Genomic DNA, 23,998 nt, shown 5'->3' on the forward strand with positions numbered 1-23,998 from the left:
ATGACCGCTTCGTCGCTCGAACTCAAGGCTCCGGCCAAACTCAACCTTTTTCTGCACGTAGTGGGGCAACGCTCCGACGGCATGCATCTGCTTGAATCCGTGTTCGTGCTGATTGATCTGTGCGACGACATCGTTCTGGAGCTTGACCCGAGCGGCGAAATCACACGTACGGGCGACGTCGTAGGAGACGTGGAAAAAGACCTTTGCGTGCGCGCCGCCCGCGCTCTGCAACAGGCAAGCGGCACGACGCTTGGCTGTCGCATCCTCGTGAAAAAACGCATTCCCGCTGGCGCCGGCATGGGCGGCGGCTCCAGCGATTGTGCAAGCACCCTGATGGGACTCAACAAGCTCTGGGGACTGAACTGGCCGCGAAAAAAACTCATGCCGATCGGCGAATCGCTCGGTGCCGACGTCCCCTTCTTTCTCTTCGGACAAAACGCCTTTGCGCAAGGCACCGGCGGCATTCTCAGGCCGATGGCCGTCCCCTCAGCCTGGGCGGCAATCGTCATGCCGTCTCAGCCCACCGCTACAGCGTTGATTTTTCAGCATCCAGCCTTGACAAGAGACACGAAATCCTTGAAAATTTCGTCTCTTTCTCAGCAACTCAGCAATCAGTGGCCCGAGCCGATCGGCCGAAACGATTTGCAACCCGTTGCTGTACGGATCAATCCTGAAATCGGAAAAGCCCTGCAAACACTCGGCTCCGGTGCCCGAATGACGGGATCCGGCTCCGCGGTTTTTGCGCTTTTCGACTCGGAAAAGAACGCCGCAGAGGCGCTCGGCTCCGTGACGTATCCCATGCGGGGATACGTTGCGAAGATTCTTCAGGAACATCCGTCCGTCGATTGCTTAGCGAGCTGATAAAGACGAGAGAAACGGACAGGGGTGTCGCCAAGTGGTTAAGGCACCGGATTTTGATTCCGGTATGCGAAGGTTCGAATCCTTCCACCCCTGCCAAAACACTGTTTTGAGTGTTTTTCCTGCACAACGAACTGCGCAGGCGTCTCGGAAAATCTTTGCAATTTGTAAAGAGCGTCCTAGACTGCTTGGCGCGGTTTTATTTTTTTGGCGGACGAGAAAAAAATTTCCCGTTTGCGGATGCGTTTCGCATCAAAAATTTTTTGCGTTGTTATTCGTGCACGCACCCACTTTTCAGAGGGTAAAAATGATTTCTGACAGCCTGAAGGTCTTCTCGGGGAATGCCAATCCCAAGCTTGCTCATGCAGTGGCTCAGTACCTGAACATCCCGCTTGGGCGGGCAACCGTCAACCGCTTCTCCGACGGTGAAGTTATGGTTGAAATCAACGAGAACGTCCGCGGCTGTGACGCTTTCGTGCTGCAGAGCACCTGTGCGCCGACCAACGACAATCTGATGGAGCTGATGATCATGGTTGATGCTCTGCGCCGCGCTTCGTGCCGCCGCATCACCGCCGTGATGCCCTATTACGGCTACGCCCGTCAGGACCGTCGTCCCCGTTCGGCCCGTGTGGCCATCTCCGCCAAGGTCGTCGCGAACATGCTCCAGAGCGTGGGCATTGACCGCGTGCTGACGATGGATCTGCACGCTGATCAGATTCAGGGCTTCTTCGACGTTCCGGTCGACAACATTTACTCGACGCCCGTTCTGTTGAACGACTTGGTCTCGCACCAGTATCCCGACCTGATGGTGGTCTCGCCTGACGTGGGTGGCGTGGTTCGTGCTCGTGCCATGGCCAAGGAACTCGGCGTTGATCTCGCCATCATCGACAAGCGTCGTCCCCGCGCCAACGTCGCCGAAATCATGAACATCATCGGTGAAGTGAAAGGCCGCACCTGCGTCATCACCGACGACATCGTCGATACGGCCGGCACCTTGTGCAACGCCGCCGGCGCTCTGAAGGAGCGCGGCGCTACCCGTGTGCTCGCCTATGCAGCGCACCCGGTTTTCTCCGGCAACGCCATCGAACGCATCAAGAACTCCGCTCTTGACGAAGTCGTGGTGACCGACACGATTCCGCTGCGCCCCGAAGCGCAGGAATGCCCCAAGATCCGCCAGCTCTCCTGCGCGCCTCTGGTGGGCGAAACGATTTCGCGCATCGCGCGCGAAGATTCGGTGAGCGAGCTTTTTAACGAATAATCCGCTACAATCCGAATCCTTTTTTAAAACCTGTTCGCAACTGGTCGCGGTTGCGAACACTTTTTTGTTTATTTTGAGGTACTTAACCATGAAATTCACCGCCGCTACCCGCGCAACGCAAGGTACGAGTGCGAGCCGCCGCCTTCGCCGCGAAGCCAAGGTTCCCGCAATCCTTTACGGCCTGAACCAGCCTGCAGCCATGATCTCCATCGATCACAACGAAATGTTCTACGCGCTGCAGAAGGAAAAGTTCCATTCCTCCATCCTGACGATGGAACTCGACGGCACTGAACAGCTCGTGGTCCTGCGTGCCTTCCAGATGCACCCGTACAAGAACCAGGTTCTGCACATGGACTTCCAGCGTATCGACCCGAACGCCAACGTGACGATGCGCGTGCCGCTGCACTTCTTCGGCGGTGAAAACAGCCCGGCCGTCAAGATCGACAAGGGCCTCATCAGCCACCTCGTGAGCGCTGTGGAAGTTTCCTGCCTGCCCAAGGATCTGCCCGAATTCATCGACGTGGATCTCTCCGGCATGACCAGCCAGACCACGCTGCGCGTGGGCGACATCACGCTGCCCGCCGGCGTGACCGCCGTCAACCCCGAAACCCCGGTTGCTACGGTTGCCAATGTGGCCGGCGACGATGCCGACACCGCTGCTACCGAGGAAGCTGCTACGCCTGCCGCCTAATCGCGCAGTTCGTTGCATCAACGGCCGTGCCTTTCTTTGAAAAAGCGCGGCTGTACGCAGCCCAAGCCCGTTCTTTGCCAAAGGCATCCGTTGGGTGCTGCCGCAGAAAACGGGTTTTATTTTTTGCGCCACAAAGTGAGCGCTTTGACTTGAGACCGTTTGCATGACCTCCGCCTTTGCTCCTCTGGGGCTTTCCGAAAAACTCTGCGAGACCGTTGCGCGTCTGGGCTTTGAAGAGCCGACGCCGATTCAGTCCGCCGCAGTTCCTGAACTCATCAAAGGCGGCGACGTCTTGGGTCAGGCCGCCACCGGCACCGGCAAGACGGCAGCCTTTGCGCTGCCCGCCGTAGAAGTTTTTGCCGGCACCGAAGCTAAGCCCGGCGCTCCCCGCGTGCTCGTTCTCACGCCCACGCGAGAGTTGTGCCTGCAGGTGAGCGAAAGCTTCGTCAATCTCGGCCAAGACAGCGGTCTGGAAACCTGCCCCATCTACGGCGGCCAGGACTACTCGCGCCAGATCCGACTCTTAAAGCGCGGCGTTCACGTCGTCGTTGCCACGCCCGGCCGCGCGCTTGATCATCTGCACCGCGGAACGCTTGACCTCTCCCATGTCCAGTTCTTCGTGATGGACGAAGCCGACGAAATGCTCGACATGGGTTTTGCAGAAGAACTCGAAGAACTCACCGCTGCGCTTCCCGAAACGCACCAAACGGCGCTCTTTTCGGCGACGCTGCCCGAGCGCATTCTTGAAATCGCCAACAAGCATCTCAAGAACCCGAAACACATCGTCATCGAGAAAAACACCACGGAAGAAGCGCCTCGCGTGCCGCAGGTCGCCTACGTTGTGGCGCGCCCGCATCGCTTGGCTGCGCTCGCCCGCATTCTCGAAGTCGAAGAAGCCGAACTTGCCATCTGCTTTGCCCGCACTCGCGTCGAAGTCGACGAAGTCACGGAAGCCATGCGCGCCCGCGGATTTTCCGTAGAGGCTCTTCACGGCGGTCTTGATCAGGCCAGCCGCGACCGCGTTATGAAGCGCGCCAAAAACGGCTCCATCGAACTCATCGTTGCCACGGACGTCGCCGCCCGCGGCATTGACCTGGAAAACCTCACGCACGTGGTCAACCTGGGGTTGCCCGCCTCGCCTGAAACCTACGTACACCGTATCGGCCGTACGGGACGTGCCGGCCGCAGCGGTACTGCCATCTCCGTCATCGAGCCTCGCGAACATCGCCGCCTGCGCTTTCTGGAATCGCACACCAAGGCCAAGATTGAAGTGCGCACGGTTCCCACGCTTACCGATGCGCGTGCCAAGCGTCTGTCGGCACTGAAGAATTCCATTGCCGAAGAGCTTTCCAACACCGAGCAAAGTGAGCGCTACCGTGTGATCGTCGAATCGCTGTGCACGCAGTTCGATCCGATGGATGTCGCCTGCGCAGCCGTCTCTCTTGCCAACCGTGCCGTCAACGGTACCGGCGACGAGGAAGAAATTCCCGAGCCGATGTTCTTTGACCGCCCCAAGCGCGAAAGAGCCCGAGCCAGTCGCCTGACCGAGACCCCCGAGGCCGGCATGAGCCGCATCTTCATCGGCGCCGGTCACAAATCCGGCGTGCGTCCCGGCGACATTGTCGGAGCCATCGCCAACGAAGCGGGCATCGCAAGCCGCAAGATCGGGGCCATCGAAATCACCGAATCCTTTACGCTCGTAGAAGTAGAAAAGTCTGTTGCCTCGGCCGTCGTCGAATCGCTTAAGGACAGCACGATCAAAGGCCGCCGCGTGACGATCAAGTTCGACCGTGCCCCAAAGCGCTTTGATGATCGCGAGGAAGGCACCGGCAAGCCCAAGCGCCAGTTCGACAAAAGGGACGATCGCAAAAAGAATCACCGCGGCAAAGCCAAGGATAAAAAGAAGAAATCGTCCGATACGTCCCGTTTCTACGAATAACGGACCGTTCGGACCAAAAGGAAGACTGCATCATGGCTCAAAAGCCCATTGCTCTCATCGTCGGTCTCGGCAACCCGGGCGACGAATACAGAAACACCCGCCACAATGTCGGCTTTGACTTCCTCGACCGTCTGGCTCAGGCTAAAGGCGCGCGTTTCTCACATCAGGCCAAGTTCTTCGGCGAGACGGCCCGCATTTCGACGCCCGCCGGCGACGTGTGGCTGCTCAAGCCTTCGACCTACATGAATCTGTCGGGACAGGCCGTGCAGCCATTGGCTGCTTATTACAAGATTTCGCCGGAAGAAATTCTGGTGGTACACGACGAACTCGATCTCGTACCCGGCACGATGCGTCTGAAGTTCGGCGGCAGCAACGCCGGCCACAACGGTCTCAAAGACATCACGCAGCGTCTTTCGACGGGCGACTTCTGGCGACTGCGCGTCGGCATTGGTCACCCGCGCAAGCTTTGTCCGGGCATGGCTGTGGTCGACTGGGTGCTTGGGCGCGCCACAGCCGAGCAGAACGAAGGAATCTCGAAGTGTCTTGAGGGCGCTCTGAAAGCCGTCGACAACCTTGCTCTGGGCAAATTTGACAGTGCGGAACGCACCCTCGGCAAGTTTGCGCATCCGCCCAAGCCAGCCAAGACCGAAAAGACTCCCGAAAAGAAGGAGCCCGAGGCCGAAGCATAAAAATTTGCGGCTTGCTGCGCCATAATTATTTAATCATCCGATTTCATATTTTTCGCACAGGAATTTAATCGTCATGGGACTGAAATGCGGCATCGTCGGTTTGCCAAACGTCGGCAAATCCACCATCTTTAACGCCTTAACGAAGGCCGGCATCGCGGCGGAAAACTATCCGTTCTGCACCATTGAGCCCAATGTGGGCATCGTGGAAGTGCCCGATCCCCGTCTGCAGAAGCTCGCCGACATCGTCTCGCCCGAACGCATCGTGCCCGCCACCGTTGAATTCGTGGACATCGCCGGCCTCGTTGCAGGCGCAAGCAAGGGCGAAGGTCTAGGTAACCAATTCCTTGCCAACATTCGCGAATGCGATGCCATCGCTCACATCGTGCGCTGCTTTGAAGACGAAAACGTCGTACACGTCGCAGGCAAAGTCTCTCCCTTGGACGACATCGAAGTCATCAATACGGAATTAGCACTGGCCGACCTCGCCTCCGTTGAAAAGGCGCTTAACCGCTGGAGCAAACAGGCTCGTCAGGGCGGCGACAAGGAAGCGCTCAAACTCGTGCAGGTGCTCGAAAAGGTCCTGCCTTTCCTCAACGAAGGTAAGCCCGCTCGCGCGGCCAAGCTCTCCAAGGAAGAGCTCGCGATCATCCGTCCGCTGTTCCTTCTCACGCTCAAGCCCGTCATGTACGTGGCCAACGTCACCGAAAACGGCTTTGAAAACAATCCGCTTCTCGATTCCGTCAAGGAATTGGCCGCCGGCGAACACGCCCCGGTCGTAGCCGTGTGCGCCAAGACCGAAGCAGAAATCGCCGAACTCGATGACGAAGACAAGGCCATGTTCCTGGAAGACATGGGCATGCACGAACCGGGGCTCAACCGCGTGATTCGCGCCGGTTATGACCTGCTCGGTCTGCAGACCTACTTCACGGCCGGCGTCAAGGAAGTGCGAGCCTGGACGATTCACAAGGGCGATACGGCTCCGCAGGCTGCCGGCGTCATTCACACCGACTTCGAGCGCGGCTTCATTCGTGCGCAGACGATCAGCTACGACGACTACATCGCCTACAAGGGCGAAAAAGGAGCTCAGGAAGCCGGCAAAATGCGTGCCGAAGGCAAGGACTATGTCGTGGCTGACGGCGACGTAATGAACTTCCTCTTTAACGTCTAACTGACCACTTCGGTTAGCGTTTCAAAGAGCCTTTTCGAGACAACTTCGGAAAGGCTCTTTTCTTATTCGAAGCCTTCGCGGGTGAAGTAGCGGATGCGTCGGGCATCGCGCTTGGTGGGGCGCCCCTTCTTGATGGAAAGTGCGGGCTCGGCGGCAAGTTTTCGGATCGCTGCGTTTTCTTCACGCAGAATCTTCGACTCGTCCGTTTCACGATAAAGCGTCTGCGCCACAGGCGCGGGACCTCTCACCGTAGAAAGCTTTTCTACGAAGACCGTGAACTTTTCTTCGCCTCGGGTGATTTCCAGCCGGTCGCCGGGTTTGACCTCGCGCGAAGACTTGATGCGGTTGCCGTCCAGACGCACGCGTCCGAGCTCGACGGCTTCCTGTGCGAGCGTGCGGGTTTTGAAGAATCGGGCGGCCCAAAGCCACTTATCGATGCGGACAGCTTGCAGTTCGGTCATAAGTCAGTCGAAAAAGAAAATCGACGGAAAAGTTTAGCGGCAATTTTGCTCAATGGGAAAAGGTCTTCACGCGCTAAAATGACGTGTTTCCCTAGGTCTTTTATTCATTTTTATGAACGATACTGCCAACTGCGACGGCGCCATCGCGCTCGGTCGCGAAGTGCTCCTGCACGAAGCGCAAGCCGTCAGAGATCTTGCCGATACGCTCGATGCGCCCCATTTCGGAAAAGCCGTTGAAATGCTCCTGAACTGCAAAGGCCGCGTTGTCGTCAGCGGCGTAGGCAAGTCGGGACACATCGGCCGCAAGCTTGCCGCAACGCTCGCCTCCACCGGTACGCCCGCCTTTTTCGTGCATGCCGCCGAAGCCGCCCACGGCGACTTGGGTATGATCACGGTCGATGATGTCGTCATCGGCATTTCGTACTCGGGCACTTCCAACGAGCTGCTCACGATCGTCCCGATTATCAAACGCGAAGGCGCCAAGTTCATTTCGATTACGGGAAATCCTGAAAGTTCGCTTGCACGTCACGCCGATGTCAACCTCAATGTACACGTGCCCTTTGAAGCCTGCCCTCTCAACCTCGCGCCCACGTCGTCGACCACGGCCACGCTGGCAATGGGCGATGCACTGGCCGTTGCTTGTATGCACGCCAAGGGCTTTACAAAGGAAGACTTCGCTCGCTCGCATCCGGGCGGCGCACTCGGCCGCAAGCTTCTCACCCATGTCAAGGATGTCATGCGCACGGGCGAAGAAGTCCCGGTCGTGCTTTCCGGCACCACGGTTCTGGAAGCCACGCGCGAAATCACCAAGAAACACATCGGTATGACTGCCGTCGTTGACGGCGACAAGAAGGTGCTCGGCATCTTCACCGAAGGCGATCTGCGTCGACTCATCGAGCAGCGCGGCGACATCCGCGGCGTCAAGATTGATGAAGTAATGACCCGCACGCCGGCAACAATCGAACCCGAAGCGATGGCTGCATCAGCCGCCAAGATCATCGACGAACGAATGATCAACCAGCTTCTGGTGATTGACGGCGAACGTCATCTGGTGGGCGCCCTGCACATCCACGATCTCATGACCTCCAAGGTGATTTGATGACCGATTTGTTTACCCGCGCCACGTCCGTGCGTCTGGTGGTTCTGGACGTCGACGGCGTTCTCACCGACGGCTCGATTTGGACGGGAGAAAACGGAGAACTTGTCAAGCGTTTCCATACTCGCGACGGTCTGGGCATCAAGATGCTGCAGGCCGCGGGTATTCCGGTGGCCATTCTCACCGGCCGCATTTCCGCACAAACTGCCGCCCGCGCTAAGGAACTCGGCATCACTTGCGTGAAACAAGGCAAGCGCTTCAAGACGAACGCATGGGAAGAGATTCTCGCAGAGCACGGCGTGTCCGCCGAACAGACGGCCTACATGGGCGATGACGTACCCGACATTCCCATCCTGCAACGCGCGGGATTAGCCGCGGTGCCGGCAGACGCCTCCGAAGACGTCATGCCGTTGGCTCACTGGGTGAGCCCAAAGATAGGCGGCAACGGCGCCGTGCGTAGCCTGGCCGAATTCATTCTTCGCTCGCAGGGAAAGTGGGACAATCTGATTCAGAAAAACTACGTTGAAGGAGACCTTTCGTGAAGGTCTATCTGCGCGACCGCATCACGGCGGGCCTGGGCATCGGCGTTTTAGCCGTCGTCGCCGCCATGAGCTACTACTACTCGATTCACACCGAGACGGAAGCGCTGCGCGCGGAAATCATCCGCGAGTCGCCCGATTTCACGAGCACCAACATCGCGCTTACGCAATTTAAAGCTGACGGAACGGCCGAACGCCGCATCTTCGCCGACTATGCCGAGCACTACGAAGATGGCCGCATGACGAGTCTGCGGCCGCGTCTGGTAACGCTTTCGGTCGACGAACCGCAGGTGAAGGCGAGCGCCGATACCGGCATCAGTTCGGACGCAGGCGAAACGGTGCACTTTACGGGCAACGTCGTCGTCACGCGCGCGGGCGACCGTGAAAATGCTCCCATGCGCTTTGAAACAGAACAGCTCACCGTGTTTCCGGACACCGAAATTTTTGAAACCGGCGCTCCCGTCAAACTCGTCAACGGAGCCGACGTCACAACCGGCATCGGCATGACGTTTGACAACGTCGAGCGCACTGTGAACATTCACAGCAACGTAAAATCAAGCTTTAGCCCGCGTAACGAGAAGGAATAATTCGAGATGCGTTTGAAAACGACTGCACTGCCGCTTGCCTGCGCCCTCTTTCTGCTGACGGCCTTTGGCTCCGCCAACGCCGAAACGGCCGACCGCAGCAAGCCCATTGAAATCAACGCCGACAATTTCCAGGGCGATGAAGTCCAGCAGGTCGCGATTTACACGGGCCGCGTCGAGGTGCATCAGGGCACGCTCGAAATTCTCGGCGACAAGCTCACGGTGACAATTTCGCCTGAAGGCTATCGCACCATCACCGTCACGGGTAACCCCGTGCGCATGAAGGAGCGACGTGATCCCAAAACGCCCGGCGTTGAAGAATGGGTACACGCAAGCAGCCTAACGGCCGTTTACGAAGAACAAAAGGATGTGATCACGCTCACGGAACTGGCCAAGCTCGCCCGCAGCGAAAACGGCCTTGTGAAGGATTCAAGCGCAGGTGAAAAAATCGTCTACAACCTGCGCACCGCTCGCTCGCGCGTGGAAGGCGCTGTCGTCGAAGGCAAGCGTAACCGCGTGAGCACCGTTCTGGCACCTCGCAAGCAGGGCAATCAAGCTGCACCCGCCCCGAGCACCGGCGCCACGGCTCCCATGCAGGGTACGACTCGCCTGGGCCAGTAAGTTAACCGAACAACAAACCTAGAGAGATCCGTTTTGTCTGACAAGCAGATTGACACGCTCACGGCCAAGAACCTCATGAAACGCTACGGTGCGCGCAAAGTGGTGCGCGACGTGTCTGTAAGCGTCAAAAGCGGTGAGGTAGTAGGGCTTCTCGGGCCCAACGGCGCCGGCAAAACCACGACCTTCTACATGATCGTGGGCCTTGTGCCGCCCAACGGCGGCGACATCCTCTTAAACGACAATCCGATCACGCATCTGCCTATTTTCAAGCGAGCCCGCCTGGGCGTGTCCTACCTGCCGCAAGAAGCAAGCGTCTTTCGCAAGCTAACAGTCGAGGATAACATCCGCGCCATTCTGGAGCTGCAGTACGATAAGACAGGCGCCCGGCTGTCGCGCACCGAAATCGAAAAGCGCCTCAACAATCTTCTCGACGAGCTGCAGATTCAGCACATCCGCACCAACACTGCCCTCTCGCTTTCGGGCGGCGAACGTCGCCGCACGGAAATCGCACGTGCATTGGCAGCTGATCCTCGCTTCATTCTGCTCGACGAACCGTTTGCAGGTGTCGACCCAATCGCCGTGATTGAAATTCAGCGCATCGTTCGCTTCCTCAAGGACCGCGGCATCGGTGTCCTGATCACCGATCACAACGTACGAGAAACGCTGGGCATTTGCGACCACGCCTACATCATCAACGAAGGCGAAGTGCTCGCTCAGGGCTCGCCCGAAGAAATCATCTCCAACGAGTCCGTCCGAAAGATTTATCTGGGCGAAAACTTCCGCATGTAATCTTTTCTTCGGATGTCCGCTATGCCGAGAGCCGCTCTGTCGCAAACCATCACGCAAAAGACCGTGCTCTCGCAGCAGCTGCGGCAGTCCGTGGAGCTGCTGCAGCTCTCGGGGCCCGAACTGCAACGCGAGCTCGAAGTCCAGCTACTATCCAATCCCCTTCTGAAGCTCGACGAAGAGTCTTCGGCCGCCGAAACACCGATCAAAAGCGAGGAACTCCCTGCGCAGCAGGCGCCCGAAGCGGGCGTCGCACACGACTTTCGTGAACCCAATTACCTCACCTGGCGAGGCACGGCTCCCGAAACCGAAGATTTCGATCCCTACGGCGCCATCGGCTCACAGGAAACACTAAGCGACTATCTCCTGCATCAGCTCGGCTGTCTTCGTCTTGCCGAAGATCTGAGGATGCGCTGCGCATGGATCATCGGCAACCTCGACGACGAAGGTTTCCTGTCCGACAGTCTTGAAGAACTCGCACGCGACGGCGCTCAGGTCATCGGTGTGACCGAAGATCTCTACGCCTGGCAAGAAGCTCTTCGCCTGGTACAAGGTCTCGACCCCGCAGGGATTGCGGCCGACGGGCCGACACAGTCTCTTTTGATTCAGCTCTCCCGACTGGAAGTTTCCGAGGAAGAGCGTACGATCGCCTCGGCGCTTCTTACACGCATGCCCGAGGCGCTGGCCAAGCGCGACCACAAAGCTGCGGCCAGAGCGCTGGGCGTTACCGTGGAAAAAATCGAGCAGGCGCACGCGCTCATCTTGTCGCTTAATCCCCATCCGGCGTCTGCCTTCGCCGATACGCACGAAACGGGCTGCGTCATTGCCGAAGTGTTGCTCGTCAAGACCAAGGACGGCTGGAAGGCCGTGCTCAATCCGGACGTGGTCGCCCGACTGCGTTTTGACGATGAAACGTACAACCTTCTGACTCAAGCCAAGCTTCAGGGTAAAGACCTCGCCGACTGGAAAGCTCGCGCGCGCGACGCCCGAGGTTTTGTGCGTGCGCTTGAGATGCGCTACTCGACCATCACAGCCGTGGCTCAGACGATTGCCGACATGCAGGAAGCCTTTTTCACCGAAGGCCCCAAAGCGCTCAAGCCCATGGGACTTAAGGACATCGCCGCCCGACTCGGACTGTCGGAATCCACCGTCAGTCGCGCCGCAGCAGGCAAATATCTGCAAAGCCCCTCGGGGACGTTTGAGCTCAAGTATTTCTTCTCAAGCGCTCTTGCAGGCGACGACGGTCAAACGGCAAGCGCCGCAGCCGCCCGACAGCTTATCGTGGAAGCCGTGGCCAAAGAAAATCCCGCAAAGCCACTGTCGGACGCCGCCATCGCGGAAATCCTCGCTTCCCACGGCATTCACCTGGCTCGTCGTACGGTTGCCAAGTACAGAGAAATCGAGCAGATTCCGCCAAAAAGCCTTCGCAAGCGCTCAAGCTGACGGTACATGTGCCGCTTCTTAAAGCAACAGCCCGAGCCTCTTTCGGGCAAGGCGGTACAATGCGCGGAGTGTTTTAATTCGAGCCGAACATAAATCCCGCTCATCGTTTTTCTGTTGGCTCTTTTTTGTATGAATCCCGTAGCTTCGCTTCTGACGATCGACGGCATTGCGCTCAATGTGGATGCCCCCAGCCGCAAACGCGCGTTCGAGGAACTTGCGCATTTGTTTGAAAAAAATGCCGGCATTCCCCACCGGGAAGCCTTTGACGCCCTCAACGCCCGCGAGCGCCTCGGCTGCACGGCTCTCGGGGGCGGCGTCGCGATTCCGCACGGCCGCATTCAGGGGCTCGACAAGATCGTCGTTGCCATCCTGAGAACCAAAACCCCGGTGGTGTTCGACACGCCCGACAATCGCCGCGCACGACTTTTTTTCGGCATCCTGATTCCTGCCAATGATGAGGAGCACTACCTGCCGGTACTGTCCACTGTCGCCGCACTTTTGAAAGACCGCGACATTAAGGACAAGCTTCTGAACGAAACCGAACCCGTGGCCATCTGCCAGACCATAAGCGACTTCGTGCCGCAGGAATGGCCGGCCGACTCCGAAGAGGAAACGCAGGATCTGCAAAACAGCGCTTCCGCATAAGCCTCTGTCCCGATTGAATTTTTCTTTCGCAAACCCTGACCGAACGCGTAGTCCGTGAGACAATACCGTTCGGTTGTTTGTTTTGAAAAAGGGCAACGTCATGTCCGACTCCAACAGTCTTTCCGCTCAGCTCATCATCGTCACGGGGCTTTCCGGTTCCGGCAAGTCCATTGCCATCCGCCAGCTTGAAGACAGCGGCTATTACTGTCTGGACAACCTGCCGGCCGACTTTCTGCAAAGCGTCGTCGCGCATCTGGCACAGCACGGACTCAAGAAACTTGCCGTTTCCATCGACGCTCGCAGTCAGGTCAATCTTGAAACGGCCAGAAGCGCCATGCAGCAGCTAGCCGGCGCAGGTTGCGACGTACGTGTGCTGTTTTTGACCGCCTCAACACCTGAACTGGTGCGACGCTTTTCTGAAACCCGCCGCCGGCACCCGCTCACCGGACCGCAGGAAGACGGTTCGGCCGACCGTACGCTCAACGACGCCATCAGCCTGGAGCGCGAACTGCTGGCTCCGGCCACACAATACGCTCACGTCATCGACACCACGGGGCTGCTTCCCAATACGCTGCGCGACTGGGTGCGCACGTTTGCGCAGGCCGAGCAGTCGATGATGACGCTAGCCTTTGAAAGCTTTGCGTTCAAAAACGGCATTCCGGTGGCCGCCGACCTCGTCTTTGACGTCCGCAACCTTCCCAACCCCTATTACGATCCGCAGCTGCGGCCGCTCACCGGGCTTGATGCGCCGGTCGCCGACTATCTGGCTCAGTTTGAAAACGTGCGGGAAATGATCGCCGACATCGAGCAGTTCCTTGCCAAATGGCTTCCGTCGTATGAAGCGCAAAACCGCCATTATTTGACGATTGCCATCGGCTGCACAGGCGGGCAGCACCGCAGTGTCTACGTTGCCAACACGCTCGGACGTCTCTTTAAAGACAAAGTGCTCACGGTCGTGCGCCACCGCAATCTCTCGACCAAGATGCCTGAGGCAATCGCCCGTTACGAGGCGGCGCAGGCGCGTCAGAAGAGCTGAGCGTCAAAAAGCAGCGTTGAAAGAAGTTTTTTAATCGGTGCGGGCAGCGGGCCGTCCGTAAGACGACTTGCCGGCACGGCAAAAGCCTTCGGCGGCAGCTCGCTTACCTCGGCTCTGTGCACCGCCAAGGTAAGCGTCACGTGCGACATCACGTGTTCGATGCGCGCCACTTCGACGCCCCGAGGATGAGCTGTTTCCGGCAGTGTCCACAAGCCCTTCCAGTGCCCCATTCCCTTTTGGACCTCATCGCGGAGCACGAGCCACACCCAGGGCTCTTCCTCCTTGATCTCGACGCACAGCAAAGCGTGGACAAGCGCCGTCCTCCTGGGCTTGGCCGGAGCCTTCACAGGGTAGTCCAATGGATTGCCCTGTCTGGATGCTTTGCAAAACTCCCCGACGGGACACTGCTCGCACTTGGGCGTAGTCCGGGTGCAGAGCATCGCTCCCAAATCCATCATGGCCTGGTTGTAGCAGCCCGGATCCGTACGGCTTACTAGCGCCTCGGCCCGCTGCTGCAGCAACTTCGCCGTTTTCGACTGATTGATCGGAGCGGACAAAGCAAAAATGCGCGCCAGAACTCGCTTGACGTTGCCGTCGCAGACGGCCGCCACTTCCCCGTTGCAGAAGCTGGCAAGCGCCGCAGCCGTACTCGAGCCCACGCCGGGCAACTTTTCCCATGCGGCCCTAGTCTGCGGGAAACGGCCTGCGGCAGCAATCTCTTTGGCGGTCTTATGCAGATTGCGCGCTCGGCTGTAGTAACCCAGTCCGGCCCACAGGCGCATGACATCTTCTTCCGAAGCCTCGGCCAGATCGTCAACAGTAGGAAAGGCCTGCAGAAAACGGGCAAAGTAGTCCCTGACGACCGATACCTGCGTCTGCTGAAGCATGATTTCGCTCAGCCATCGACGGTATGGGTCGCTCGTAAACCAAGGCAGATTTTGGCGGCCCTTTTCGCGCTGCCACGAGCAGAGCCTGCGGGCAAATTCTTCCGAATTCATGAAAAATTTCATTTTTTCTGGCATTTCGGGCAGAAATAGGTGCTTCTCTGTCCCAGCACGATGCGTCGAATCGGCGTGCCGCAGATGGGACACGGTTCGCCCTCCCGGTCATAGACGCTCGTTTGCAGTGCAAACCATCCCGAAGCGCCGTCGGCACCGTGAAAGTCCCGCAAAGTGCTGCCGCCCGCTTCGATTGCCGAGGAAAGCACCTTGCGCACCGCTTCCAACAGACGGGCACATTGCGGCCTGCTCAGCCGGTCCGCCGGCTTAGTCGGATGTATGCGTGCATCAAACAACGCCTCGTTAGCGTATATATTGCCGCAGCCGACGACGGCGCTCCCATCAAGCAATACCTGCTTGACGGAGCGATGCGTCTTTTTAAGGTTATTGAAAAACGAGCTCTCGGTAAGTGCCTCGTCAAAAGGCTCAGGCCCTAAGCGGCTTAACGGCGGCACGCCGCGCGGATCCGCATCCATCACCGTCATGGCCCCGAATCTTCTGGGATCACGGTAGCGCGCGACCGTATCGCCGAAAACCAAATCGACGTGTTCGTGCTTCTGCACTTCGGGCCAAGGCCGATCGTAGACGCGCCAGGAACCGCTCATGCCCATGTGAGAAGCCAACCAGGTGCGCGCACCCTGATCGTTTTCAAACACCCAAATCAGCACCTTGGCGCGGCGCTCAAGGCTTACCAGCCGCAGCCCCTCAATGTTGGGCAGGCAATCCAGAAAGCCTCGAAGGGCGCCCACACGCGCAACGACTTCGGTGACCGTTTTGCCTATCAAATGCGGTGCGAGACCGCGCCGCGTCACTTCCACTTCGGGCAATTCGGGCATAACAATCCAACAACGTAGCAACTCAGTTGGCGGTATTGTACGCAAGCACTAGCAAGCTTCTCCTCCTTCCGACGGAAGATTTTTAATCCCGTGCGTGAGAAAATTCCGGTTTGCCCCTCCTCATTCACGCCCCTCTCGCGAATACCATGCCAGATAACAAAACCGCAGCCCCGAGCAATCCCTACAAAGCCCTCCTTGAAACCTGTGTGACGGGCGGCGTCTCGCGCGCAAACCAAAGCTTCCTGCAAACACTGCTCATGACGTTTCTTGCAGGAGCTTATATTGCCTTGGGCGGCTTTTTGGCTGTGCGCTGTGGTCTGGGTCTGTCATGGGATCAATGGGGATCCATGGGCAAGTTCGTGTTTGCCGCGGTCTTCCCACTAGGGCTGATTCTCACCGTCATCTGCGGCGCTGACCTTTTCACAGGCAACGCCATGACGCTCACGAGCGCCCGCATCAACAACCGCGTCGACTGGATCGCCGTTCTGCGCAGCTGGACTTTTGCCTGGATCGGCAACTTCATCGGGGCACTCTTTGTGGCTTATTTCCTGGTCTGGGCCACAGGCATCATCTTTGAGAAAGTTCCCGCCGCTGCGGGCGCTGCCGCTATGCCCTGGGCAGAAGGGCTGGTGAAACTAGCCAACGGCAAAACGTCACTGTCCTTCGGCGAAGCATTCTGGCGCGGCGTCGGCTGCAACTGGCTCGTGTGCCTTGCCGTTTATCTCAGCTACGCCGCCAAAGACATTGCCGGAAAAATTCTCGCGCTGTGGTTCCCCACGATGGCCTTCGTTGCGATGGGCATGGAACACTGCATCGCCAACATGTTCTTCATTCCGGCGGCAATTTTTGCGGGCACCGACCCCCGCTATGTGGAACTCGTCAACTCCGGAGCTGCCGTGCCGCTTACCGCCGACTGGTCGAAATTCTTTATTGACAATCTGCCTGCCGTCACGCTCGGAAACATCGTCGGCGGCGCCGTTTTGGTAGCCGTCATCTACTGCGTGATTCACGGTAAGGTACGGAATTCTTAAGGTTTTTTAACGCATTGGCACTCAATTTAGCGTATGATTGCGCCAACTATAAAACCGTCACTGAGTTAACAAGACAACTTGCGGAGTGACGTTAAACCAGAACCGCTAAAGCGTCTGTCGCAAAATGATCTGCCGGACATCGGCTTGAATTCGAGTGTTTGCGTAGGGCGCTTTCCAACTTCTACTGCAAATATTCAAAAAGGATTCAAGAGATGTCCGATTCTTATCTTTTCACCTCTGAGTCGGTGAGCGAAGGCCATCCGGATAAAGTCGCCGACCAGATTTCCGACGCCGTTCTCGATGCGTGTCTGGCTCAGGATCCGATGAGCCGTGTGGCCGCCGAGACGCTCTGCAATACCGGTCTCGTCGTTCTGGCCGGTGAAATCACCACCAACGCTACGGTTGACTACATCGGGCTCACGCGCGAAGTTTTGAAGCGCATCGGCTACGACAACACCGAATACGGCATTGACCACAAGGGTTGCTCCGTGCTCGTGGGCTATGACAAGCAGTCCAACGATATCGCTCAGGGCGTGGACGCCAAGAACGCCGATCCGCTCACGATCGGTGCCGGCGACCAGGGCCTGATGTTCGGCTACGCCTGTGACGAAACCGCCACGCTGATGCCCGCAGCCATTTACTACGCTCACCAGCTGATGCTGCGCCAGAGCAAACTGCGCCGCGACGGCACAATGCCCTATCTTCGTCCCGACGCCAAGAGCCAGGTGACGCTGCGCTACGAAAATGGTCGTCCGGTGGCTGCTGACACAATCGTGCTCTCGACCCAGCACTCGCCCGAATGGAGCGACGGCATGAGCATGAAGCCCGAATTCATCGAAGCCGTGATCGAAAACATCATTCGTCCGGTGATGCCTGCCGAATGGCTCAAGAACACGAAGTTTCTCGTCAACCCGACCGGCCGCTTCGTGGTCGGTGGCCCGCAGGGCGACTGCGGTCTGACCGGCCGCAAGATCATCGTCGACACCTACGGCGGCAGCTGCCCGCACGGCGGCGGTGCCTTCTCCGGTAAGGATCCGACCAAGGTTGACCGTTCGGCCGCCTACGCCTGCCGTTACGTTGCCAAGAACATCGTGGCCGCAGGGCTGGCCAGCCGCTGCCAGGTTCAGGTCGCCTACGCCATCGGCGTGGCCGAACCGATGAACATCACCGTTCGCACGATGGGCACGGGCAAGGTTTCCGACGATGCTCTGTCGGAAGCCGTGCGCAAGGTCTTCGATCTGCGTCCGGGTGGCATCCTGCAGATGCTCGACCTGCGTCGTCCGATCTACTCCAAGACCGCCGCTTACGGTCACTTCGGCCGCGAAGAGCCGGAATTCACGTGGGAAAAGACCGACAAGGCCGACATCCTCAAGGGCATGTTCAGCTAATCGGGAATTGTTTTCCGTCCGGCCGTCGCCTCTGCGACGGCCCTACAGCCGCCTGCAGGCCTCGCCGCAGGCGGTTTGCCTTTTTGAGTGTCGTCTGACGGCAATACCTCAAAACTTGTGCACATATTCTTTCGCACTCCCTCAATAGCCGCTCCGGCTACCCATACACTGCTCTGACTGTGTCAACAATTACGTATGAGGGACCTTTCATGAGCGGTCATTCACTTTCCACCATCTGCGTTCAGGGCGGCTGGCGTCCGAAAAACGGCGACCCCCGTCAGCTTCCGATCGTTCAAAGCACCACCTTCAAGTACGACTCGGGCGAACTGATGGCCAAACTCTTTGACCTCGAGGCAAGCGGCTACTTTTACTCTCGCCTGCAAAACCCGACCTGCGACTCGGTGGCAGCCAAAATCGCGGCGCTTGAAGGCGGCACCGCCGCCATGCTCACCTCTTCAGGTCAGGCCGCCAACTTTTTTGCCGTTTTCAATATCGCCAACGCGGGCGATCATGTGATTGCACTTTCCACCATTTACGGCGGCACCTATAACCTCTTTGCAGTCACGATGAAGAAGATGGGCATTGAGTTCACTTTTCTGTCGCCCGACTGCAGCACCGAAGAACTCGAAGCCGCCTTTCGTCCCAACACCAAGGCGCTCTTTGGCGAAACCATCGCCAATCCCGCTCTCAACGTCCTTGACATCGAGCGTTTCGCGAAAGCGGCTCACGCCCACGGCGTACCGCTCATTGTCGACAACACGTTTGCCACACCCGTGAACTGCCGCCCGTTCGAATGGGGCGCAGACATCGTGACGCACTCCACCACCAAATACATGGACGGGCACGGCTGTGCGGTGGGCGGCTGCATCGTGGATTCGGGCAACTTCGACTGGACGGTACACGCCGAGAAATTTCCCGGACTCACCACGCCCGACGAAAGCTATCACGGACTCGTGTACACCGAACGATTCGGTCTGTCGGGCGCCTACATCACCAAAGCTACAGCGCAGCTCATGCGAGACCTGGGCAGTGCGCAGTCTCCCCAGAGTGCTTACCTTCTTAATCTCGGGCTCGAAAGCCTGCATCTGAGAATGGCGCAGCACTGTGCCAACGCTCTTGCTCTCGCGCAATTCCTACAAAAGCACCCCGCCGTCAGCTGGGTTCGGTATCCGGGATTGGAAGACGACCCGGAATACGATCGCGCACGCAAGTATCTGTCCCGCGGCAGCTGCGGCGTGATCAGCTTCGGCCTCAAGGCGGGGCGGCAGGCCGCCCAGGACTTCATGCAAAAGCTCACCATCGCCGCCATCGAAACGCATGTTGCCGATGCGCGCAGCTGCTGCCTGCACCCGGCAAGCACCACGCATCGTCAGCTAAGCGACGAGGAGCTTGTCGCCTGCGGCATCGCCCCCGAGCTGGTACGTCTATCCTGCGGCATCGAATCGGCCGAGGACTTGATTGCCGATGTTGCCCAGGCGCTTGATGCGATTGCGGCGTAGGAGGTTGAGCCATGCCCATCAAGATACCCAACACACTGCCCGCCGTTGAAGTTCTCAACCGGGAAAATATCTTCATCATGCGCGAAGCGCGCGCGCAAACCCAGGACATCCGTCCGCTGCGAATTGCTCTTGTGAATCTCATGCCCGACAAGATCACAACGGAGACGCAATTTGCGCGGCTTCTGAGCAATACGCCGTTGCAAATCGAGCTTGAGCTCATTCACATGAGTTCGCACGTCTCGAAAAACACCGCGCACAGCCACCTCAAGAGCTTTTACCGCACCTTTGCAGATGTGCGTGATCAAAAATTCGACGGCATGGTGATCACGGGAGCGCCCGTCGAACGCATGGCCTTTGAAGACATCGACTATTGGTCCGAACTCACGGAGCTGATGGATTGGAGCAAAACGCACGTCTACAGCACGTTGCACATCTGCTGGGCCGCGCAGGCAGGCCTCTATCATCATTTCGGCATTCGCAAGGTTCTGCTTGAACAGAAACTCTCGGGCGTGTTCGCCCACGAAGTGGTACGTAAAAGCAATATGCTCTTTCGCGGCTGCGACGACTTGTTTTTCTTGCCGCACTCGCGTCACACGACCATCGACGAAAAGGCGGTTCGCTCCGATTCGCGACTCAAGGTGCTCGCACAGTCCGACAAAGCCGGCATTTTTGCCGTTGCCACCGACAAAGGCCGTCAGATTTTCTTTACGGGACACGCTGAATACGATCTCGAAACGCTCGACGCTGAATATCGCCGCGACATCAAGGCGGGACTTCCCGTACCGGTCCCCGAAAACTACTATGTCAACAGCGATCCGACCGCCGGTCCGCGCATGACATGGAGAGCGCACGCTCACCTGATCTTTGCCAACTGGCTTAACTACTTCGTGTATCAGGAAACGCCGTACGATCTGCAGGAGATCGGCTAGAGCTCAATCACAAGCCGATCAGACGCTGCGGATGCGTGTAGATGTTGGCGCGCTTGTCGCGGCAAAACGCCGCCAAAGTGAGATTGCAGCGTTGCGCCACTTCAACGGCCAAGGCCGTGGGCGCCGACACAGCAAAGAGAATTTCCACGCCGCAGGCGGCCGCCTTCTGCACCATTTCGTAGGAGGCGCGGGAACTCACAAAAAGCGCGCCGTCGAGTTCTTTCGTACGCGCTCGGCAGCCGAGAAGCTTATCGAGCGCCACATGCCGGCCGACATCTTCGCGTCCGAACGCGACCGTACCGTCGTGTCGCAACCAGACAGCCGCGTGCGTGCCGCCCGTGAGACTTCGGAGCTCTTCGGTCTGAGCGATACCGGCCAGACCCGCGCCGTAGTGCTTTAAATCAAAGCGCTGTGTAAAGGAAAGCGCCTTGAGCGGGCGCATGACCCCCTCGAGACTTTCGGTGCCGCAGATGCCGCAGCCGGTGCGGCCGGCCATCGTACGGCGATGTTCCTTGAGCTTCCAAAATGATTCCGACGAAACCGTCAGATGAACTTCGTAGCCGCGCCCGCAGCCGGGCTGCACTTCGATGTCGTAGACATCGGAAACGTCCTGCACAATGCCTTCGGCCAATGAAAAACCGAGCGCAAAGTCTTCGAGGTGCTGCGGCGTGACCATCATCACCGTGTGCGAAATGCCGTTGTAGACGAGCGCCGCAGGCACTTCGTCAATGACGAAGTCCGACTTGCGCGAGCCGTCCAAACTGAGAACACTCACCGCCTGCGCGCCCGTCGGTGCGGTCAGCTTTTCGCCATCAGCAGGAAGCTGCATGTCGTTCATGGGTCGACTCCGCGCTTTTTAGGCGTTACCGGCCTTCGAGGCATCTTTCTGAGCCTGCCCGCGCGTTTGTGCGTAGGCAACCATCAGCTCGGCACAGCGCCAAGATTCGAACTCCGGATCAAAGTCTTCGCTTTCGGCACCGAACACCGTGGCCACGGTCGAGTCACAGGCACTGCAAACATGCAGGCGGTGCTTGTCGTCGCCTTCGAGATGCACGTACTGCAATTCGGACGTCGCTTCATCGCCGCACACCGCACAGCGGATACGTTCAAACTGCCAGTCCGCACCGCAGCAGGCACAGTACAGACGCTTGACGTTGCCGCGGTTTTGCGTGGCGCCGACCGCCGCCATAGAAGCACGCGTACCGCAGACCGGGCACGTAATGCTGCGCTTGAAGTGCACCGTATCGGGCACCATGCGGTCAAAGGCACGGCTGGCCTCAGTCGCGGCATCGTCAAGAAAAACGCGCATGGCAAAAGCCGTGACGGGCACGAAATAGAGTTCGGCAAGCGTCAGATCCATGCCGGCCTCTTCAATGCGATCCCACAATGCGTCGGGGTACTTGGCAAGAGCGTCAAGCGTGTCCTGTGTAAAAAACGCTTCCGGCTCGGGAATGTTGAGGCACGGATCGCCCGAGGGAATACTTTCGTCTGCCACCGCACGAATCGCAGCAAAGACGCGCAAAAACTCTTCCCGCGGAACGTGAATGAAGCGGCTTGCAAAGAGTGGCTTTTTGCCGTGCAGCGCGTCTTGCATTTCTTCGGGCGTCCACTCCACCTCCGGCACCGTCACCTCGGCTTTCAGGCGCGCGGCTTCGTGCAGCATCGCCAAAAACTGGTCTTCGGCGGGATTGATGTTGTATTTGGCAAACAAACGATCGAGTTTTTTCAAGCTAAGCATGGTGTTTCGGTCGTCGCCGACCGCAGTGCATCTCTAGAAAAAAGTGCGTGGGCGCTGCGACACGCTCACGCACAGTCTTGTGGCGGATTATGCGGCAAAAACGATGGTTTTGCGCTTACTTTCCGCCTTTTTTGTCGGGCTCTTCGGTGACATTCTTGCCGAGCGCAAGCTCTTCATTGGCCCAATAGCCCCAGTGATAGGCGGCGTCGGACTCGGAAACCTTGCCATCGCCGAACATCAGACGGATCGTGCCGCGATAGGGCTGGAAGATACCCGCGCCGAGGTAAATGTGTGCGATGCCCACGAACACCGTCAGGAAAAAGAAGATGTCGTGCACAAGTTTGGCAACGAGAACCGTTTCGGGTGCAAAGTCAACCTTGCCGGAGCCGTCAGGCAAGAGTCCCGTGTTAAGCCACAAGATCATGCCGGAGACAGCCATGAAGACACCGAAGATCACAAGCGCGCCGTCAGCCAGACGCTGCGCTGACTTCACGTGGTGCTGCGGCGGCATATGCACTTTGGAAGGTGCAAAGAGGTACAGCGGGAACTTCACGGCCCAGGCCACGTCGTCCTTGTCCCACTTGCCGAAGATGTCTTCCTTGAAAAGATGCACGAAACCCTTGGGGCTCTTGAGAATGGCAAAGAGCGGCACCAGGATGAAGGGTACGGCGAGCACACGGTGCAGCATACGCATGGCGTACGTGAAGTCGCCGCCCATGATGCCGCCGCCGAGCGAGGGCACGAACACAAACAAACCGGTGAACGCAAGCAGGATGCAGGCGATCGCAGCCACCCCGTGCGTGACACGAGTCAAAAGCGAATGACGCTGAATGTAGCGGGTCATGTTCTTTACTCCTAGTGGGATCTATTGAGAGTCGCGCTTGAGAGCCGCCACTTCGCGATCGGCCTTTTCGCGCTGCTCCGGCGTCCAGTGCTTCTTGGCTTCTTCGATCGTCATTTCTTCTCGACGATAGCCGCGTGCGGCAACCAGAGAAACAGCCAGACCGGCGACCACCGCGGCGGTACCCACGGCCGTGACCGTGCGCATTGCCGTTCCCATGGTGATCACGTCTTTCTTCACGGGGTTGGTCGGCAAGCCGTAGGCTTCATGCCCGTGCTTGCAGACGGTAAGGGTGTGCAGACCGCCCATTTCGTTGACACCGTAGAGTTCGGCCTTTTCAAAACCCTTCTTCTTGAGGAATTCGACACGCTTGAGACCCTTTTCGATCATTTCCTCGCGCGGTCCGAAGCAAAGCGCCTCGGGCTGGCAGGTCTTGACGCAAGCCGGGATGCCGCCCTCTTCGAGACGATCCAGACACAGCGTGCACTTGTCGATGCGCTTGTCCGTCGGACGAAAACGCGGCACGTCAAAGGGACAAGCCGACTGGCAATAAGTGCAGCCGTTGCACTTGTCGGTATCAAACGCCACCACGCCCTTGTCGGTCTTGTAGAGCGCGCCCGACGAGCAGATTTCCACACAAGCGGCGTCCGTGCAGTGGAAGCACGAGCGGCGGCCGATGGCGAAATTCAAGGGCTGAAACTTGTTGCCGGATTCATGTTCGGCAAACGTCATGATCAGACGCGTGTCGCCGTTCAAATCCGCAGGCGACTGGTAGCTGCCGGTAAACGGAACCGAGTTGAGTCCCGTGGGAGCGGGCAGTCCGTTCCATTGCTTGCAGGCCACCTGACAACCCTTGCAGCCCGTGCAGTGCGAAGCGTCAAACAAGATGGCGACTTCTTTACTCTTAGCCATTATTTTCTCCTT

The 23,998-nt window shown here is 58.3% G+C and carries 25 protein-coding genes and 1 tRNA gene; 19 read left to right on the plus strand and 7 right to left on the minus strand.

Annotated features, from left to right (window positions below):
• The 7 genes from ispE to ychF all read left to right on the plus strand — a co-directional run bounded on the left by ispE (position 1) and on the right by ychF (position 6,603).
• Entirely contained in the window at positions 1-861 is an 861-nt protein-coding gene (gene ispE, locus DW133_RS01530) for a 4-(cytidine 5'-diphospho)-2-C-methyl-D-erythritol kinase (protein WP_118274525.1), read from the plus strand.
• Positions 862-881: 20 nt separating this feature from the next.
• Positions 882-957, plus strand: a tRNA-Gln gene (locus tag DW133_RS01535).
• 208 nt (positions 958-1,165) lie between these two features.
• Entirely contained in the window at positions 1,166-2,116 is a 951-nt protein-coding gene (locus DW133_RS01540) for a ribose-phosphate pyrophosphokinase (protein ID WP_118274527.1), read from the plus strand.
• An 88-nt stretch (positions 2,117-2,204) separates the two neighbouring features.
• Entirely contained in the window at positions 2,205-2,807 is a 603-nt protein-coding gene (locus tag DW133_RS01545; RefSeq protein WP_118274529.1) for a 50S ribosomal protein L25/general stress protein Ctc, read from the plus strand.
• Positions 2,808-2,970: 163 nt separating this feature from the next.
• Positions 2,971-4,746 carry a DEAD/DEAH box helicase gene (locus DW133_RS01550; RefSeq protein ID WP_118274531.1) on the plus strand — a complete coding sequence of 592 codons (1,776 nt, stop codon included), beginning with the start codon at positions 2,971-2,973 and terminating at the stop codon, positions 4,744-4,746.
• Between the two features lie 32 nt (positions 4,747-4,778).
• The gene (pth, locus tag DW133_RS01555) at positions 4,779-5,435 is read left to right on the plus strand and encodes an aminoacyl-tRNA hydrolase (protein WP_118274533.1); all 657 of its coding nucleotides are present in this window, start codon (positions 4,779-4,781) and stop codon (positions 5,433-5,435) included.
• Between the two features lie 73 nt (positions 5,436-5,508).
• Positions 5,509-6,603: a redox-regulated ATPase YchF gene (gene ychF / locus DW133_RS01560; protein ID WP_118274535.1), complete on the plus strand. Its 1,095-nt coding sequence runs from the start codon at positions 5,509-5,511 to the stop codon at positions 6,601-6,603.
• A gap of 62 nt (positions 6,604-6,665) precedes the next feature.
• On the opposite strand, the gene DW133_RS01565 is transcribed toward ychF, so the two are convergent.
• Positions 6,666-7,064, minus strand: a complete 399-nt coding sequence (locus DW133_RS01565) for an RNA-binding S4 domain-containing protein (RefSeq protein WP_118274537.1) — start codon at positions 7,062-7,064, stop codon at positions 6,666-6,668.
• A gap of 112 nt (positions 7,065-7,176) precedes the next feature.
• Between DW133_RS01565 and DW133_RS01570 the strand changes: the two genes are divergently transcribed.
• From DW133_RS01570 to rapZ, 8 genes are all read left to right on the plus strand, one after another.
• Complete coding sequence (locus tag DW133_RS01570) at positions 7,177-8,163, plus strand: SIS domain-containing protein (protein WP_118274539.1); 987 nt, start codon at positions 7,177-7,179, stop codon at positions 8,161-8,163.
• A complete protein-coding gene (locus tag DW133_RS01575) occupies positions 8,163-8,702 on the plus strand; it encodes an HAD family hydrolase (protein WP_118274541.1) in 540 nt (179 codons plus the stop codon). The genes DW133_RS01570 and DW133_RS01575 overlap by 1 nt, the downstream gene beginning before the upstream one ends.
• Positions 8,699-9,286, plus strand: coding sequence for an LPS export ABC transporter periplasmic protein LptC (lptC, locus tag DW133_RS01580; protein ID WP_118274543.1), 588 nt, complete (start codon positions 8,699-8,701; stop codon positions 9,284-9,286). Before DW133_RS01575 ends, lptC begins: the two co-directional genes overlap by 4 nt.
• A gap of 6 nt (positions 9,287-9,292) precedes the next feature.
• Entirely contained in the window at positions 9,293-9,904 is a 612-nt protein-coding gene (gene lptA, locus DW133_RS01585; protein ID WP_118274545.1) for a lipopolysaccharide transport periplasmic protein LptA, read from the plus strand.
• A gap of 33 nt (positions 9,905-9,937) precedes the next feature.
• Positions 9,938-10,693 (plus strand): LPS export ABC transporter ATP-binding protein, encoded by a 756-nt coding sequence (gene lptB, locus DW133_RS01590; protein ID WP_255415067.1) that lies wholly within the window; start codon positions 9,938-9,940, stop codon positions 10,691-10,693.
• Between the two features lie 21 nt (positions 10,694-10,714).
• Positions 10,715-12,133, plus strand: coding sequence for an RNA polymerase factor sigma-54 (gene rpoN, locus DW133_RS01595; protein ID WP_158571086.1), 1,419 nt, complete (start codon positions 10,715-10,717; stop codon positions 12,131-12,133).
• Between the two features lie 129 nt (positions 12,134-12,262).
• Positions 12,263-12,778, plus strand: a complete 516-nt coding sequence (locus DW133_RS01600; protein WP_118274549.1) for a PTS sugar transporter subunit IIA — start codon at positions 12,263-12,265, stop codon at positions 12,776-12,778.
• Positions 12,779-12,878: 100 nt separating this feature from the next.
• Entirely contained in the window at positions 12,879-13,814 is a 936-nt protein-coding gene (gene rapZ / locus DW133_RS01605; protein WP_118274679.1) for an RNase adapter RapZ, read from the plus strand.
• Here the strand turns inward: rapZ and mutY are convergent.
• Together mutY and mutM are read right to left on the minus strand one after the other, a co-directional pair.
• Complete coding sequence (mutY, locus tag DW133_RS01610; RefSeq protein WP_118274681.1) at positions 13,802-14,812, minus strand: A/G-specific adenine glycosylase; 1,011 nt, start codon at positions 14,810-14,812, stop codon at positions 13,802-13,804. The genes rapZ and mutY overlap by 13 nt on opposite strands.
• Before the next feature lie 8 nt (positions 14,813-14,820).
• The gene (mutM, locus tag DW133_RS01615; RefSeq protein ID WP_118274550.1) at positions 14,821-15,648 is read right to left on the minus strand and encodes a bifunctional DNA-formamidopyrimidine glycosylase/DNA-(apurinic or apyrimidinic site) lyase; all 828 of its coding nucleotides are present in this window, start codon (positions 15,646-15,648) and stop codon (positions 14,821-14,823) included.
• 146 nt (positions 15,649-15,794) lie between these two features.
• On the opposite strand from mutM, the gene DW133_RS01620 reads away from it, so the two are divergent.
• From DW133_RS01620 to metA, 4 genes are all read left to right on the plus strand, one after another.
• Complete coding sequence (locus DW133_RS01620; protein WP_118274552.1) at positions 15,795-16,679, plus strand: formate/nitrite transporter family protein; 885 nt, start codon at positions 15,795-15,797, stop codon at positions 16,677-16,679.
• A gap of 212 nt (positions 16,680-16,891) precedes the next feature.
• Positions 16,892-18,067, plus strand: coding sequence for a methionine adenosyltransferase (gene metK, locus DW133_RS01625; RefSeq protein ID WP_118274554.1), 1,176 nt, complete (start codon positions 16,892-16,894; stop codon positions 18,065-18,067).
• Between the two features lie 209 nt (positions 18,068-18,276).
• A complete protein-coding gene (locus DW133_RS01630) occupies positions 18,277-19,566 on the plus strand; it encodes an O-acetylhomoserine aminocarboxypropyltransferase/cysteine synthase family protein (protein WP_118274556.1) in 1,290 nt (429 codons plus the stop codon).
• An 11-nt stretch (positions 19,567-19,577) separates the two neighbouring features.
• Positions 19,578-20,495: a homoserine O-succinyltransferase gene (gene metA, locus DW133_RS01635; protein ID WP_118274558.1), complete on the plus strand. Its 918-nt coding sequence runs from the start codon at positions 19,578-19,580 to the stop codon at positions 20,493-20,495.
• Positions 20,496-20,502: 7 nt separating this feature from the next.
• Here metA and fdhD read toward each other — a convergent pair whose 3' ends face one another.
• The 4 genes from fdhD to DW133_RS01655 form a co-directional block, all read right to left on the minus strand.
• A complete protein-coding gene (gene fdhD / locus DW133_RS01640) occupies positions 20,503-21,333 on the minus strand; it encodes a formate dehydrogenase accessory sulfurtransferase FdhD (protein WP_118274560.1) in 831 nt (276 codons plus the stop codon).
• An 18-nt stretch (positions 21,334-21,351) separates the two neighbouring features.
• Entirely contained in the window at positions 21,352-22,233 is an 882-nt protein-coding gene (gene fdhE, locus DW133_RS01645) for a formate dehydrogenase accessory protein FdhE (protein ID WP_118274563.1), read from the minus strand.
• A 115-nt stretch (positions 22,234-22,348) separates the two neighbouring features.
• Positions 22,349-23,077, minus strand: a complete 729-nt coding sequence (locus DW133_RS01650; RefSeq protein WP_118274565.1) for a cytochrome b/b6 domain-containing protein — start codon at positions 23,075-23,077, stop codon at positions 22,349-22,351.
• A 21-nt stretch (positions 23,078-23,098) separates the two neighbouring features.
• Complete coding sequence (locus tag DW133_RS01655; protein WP_118274567.1) at positions 23,099-23,986, minus strand: 4Fe-4S dicluster domain-containing protein; 888 nt, start codon at positions 23,984-23,986, stop codon at positions 23,099-23,101.
• Positions 23,987-23,998: the final 12 nt, after the last annotated feature.

The sequence above is a fragment of the Sutterella sp. AM11-39 genome (assembly GCF_003472385.1).
In the GTDB taxonomy this organism is placed as follows: domain Bacteria; phylum Pseudomonadota; class Gammaproteobacteria; order Burkholderiales; family Burkholderiaceae_F; genus Duodenibacillus; species Duodenibacillus intestinigallinarum.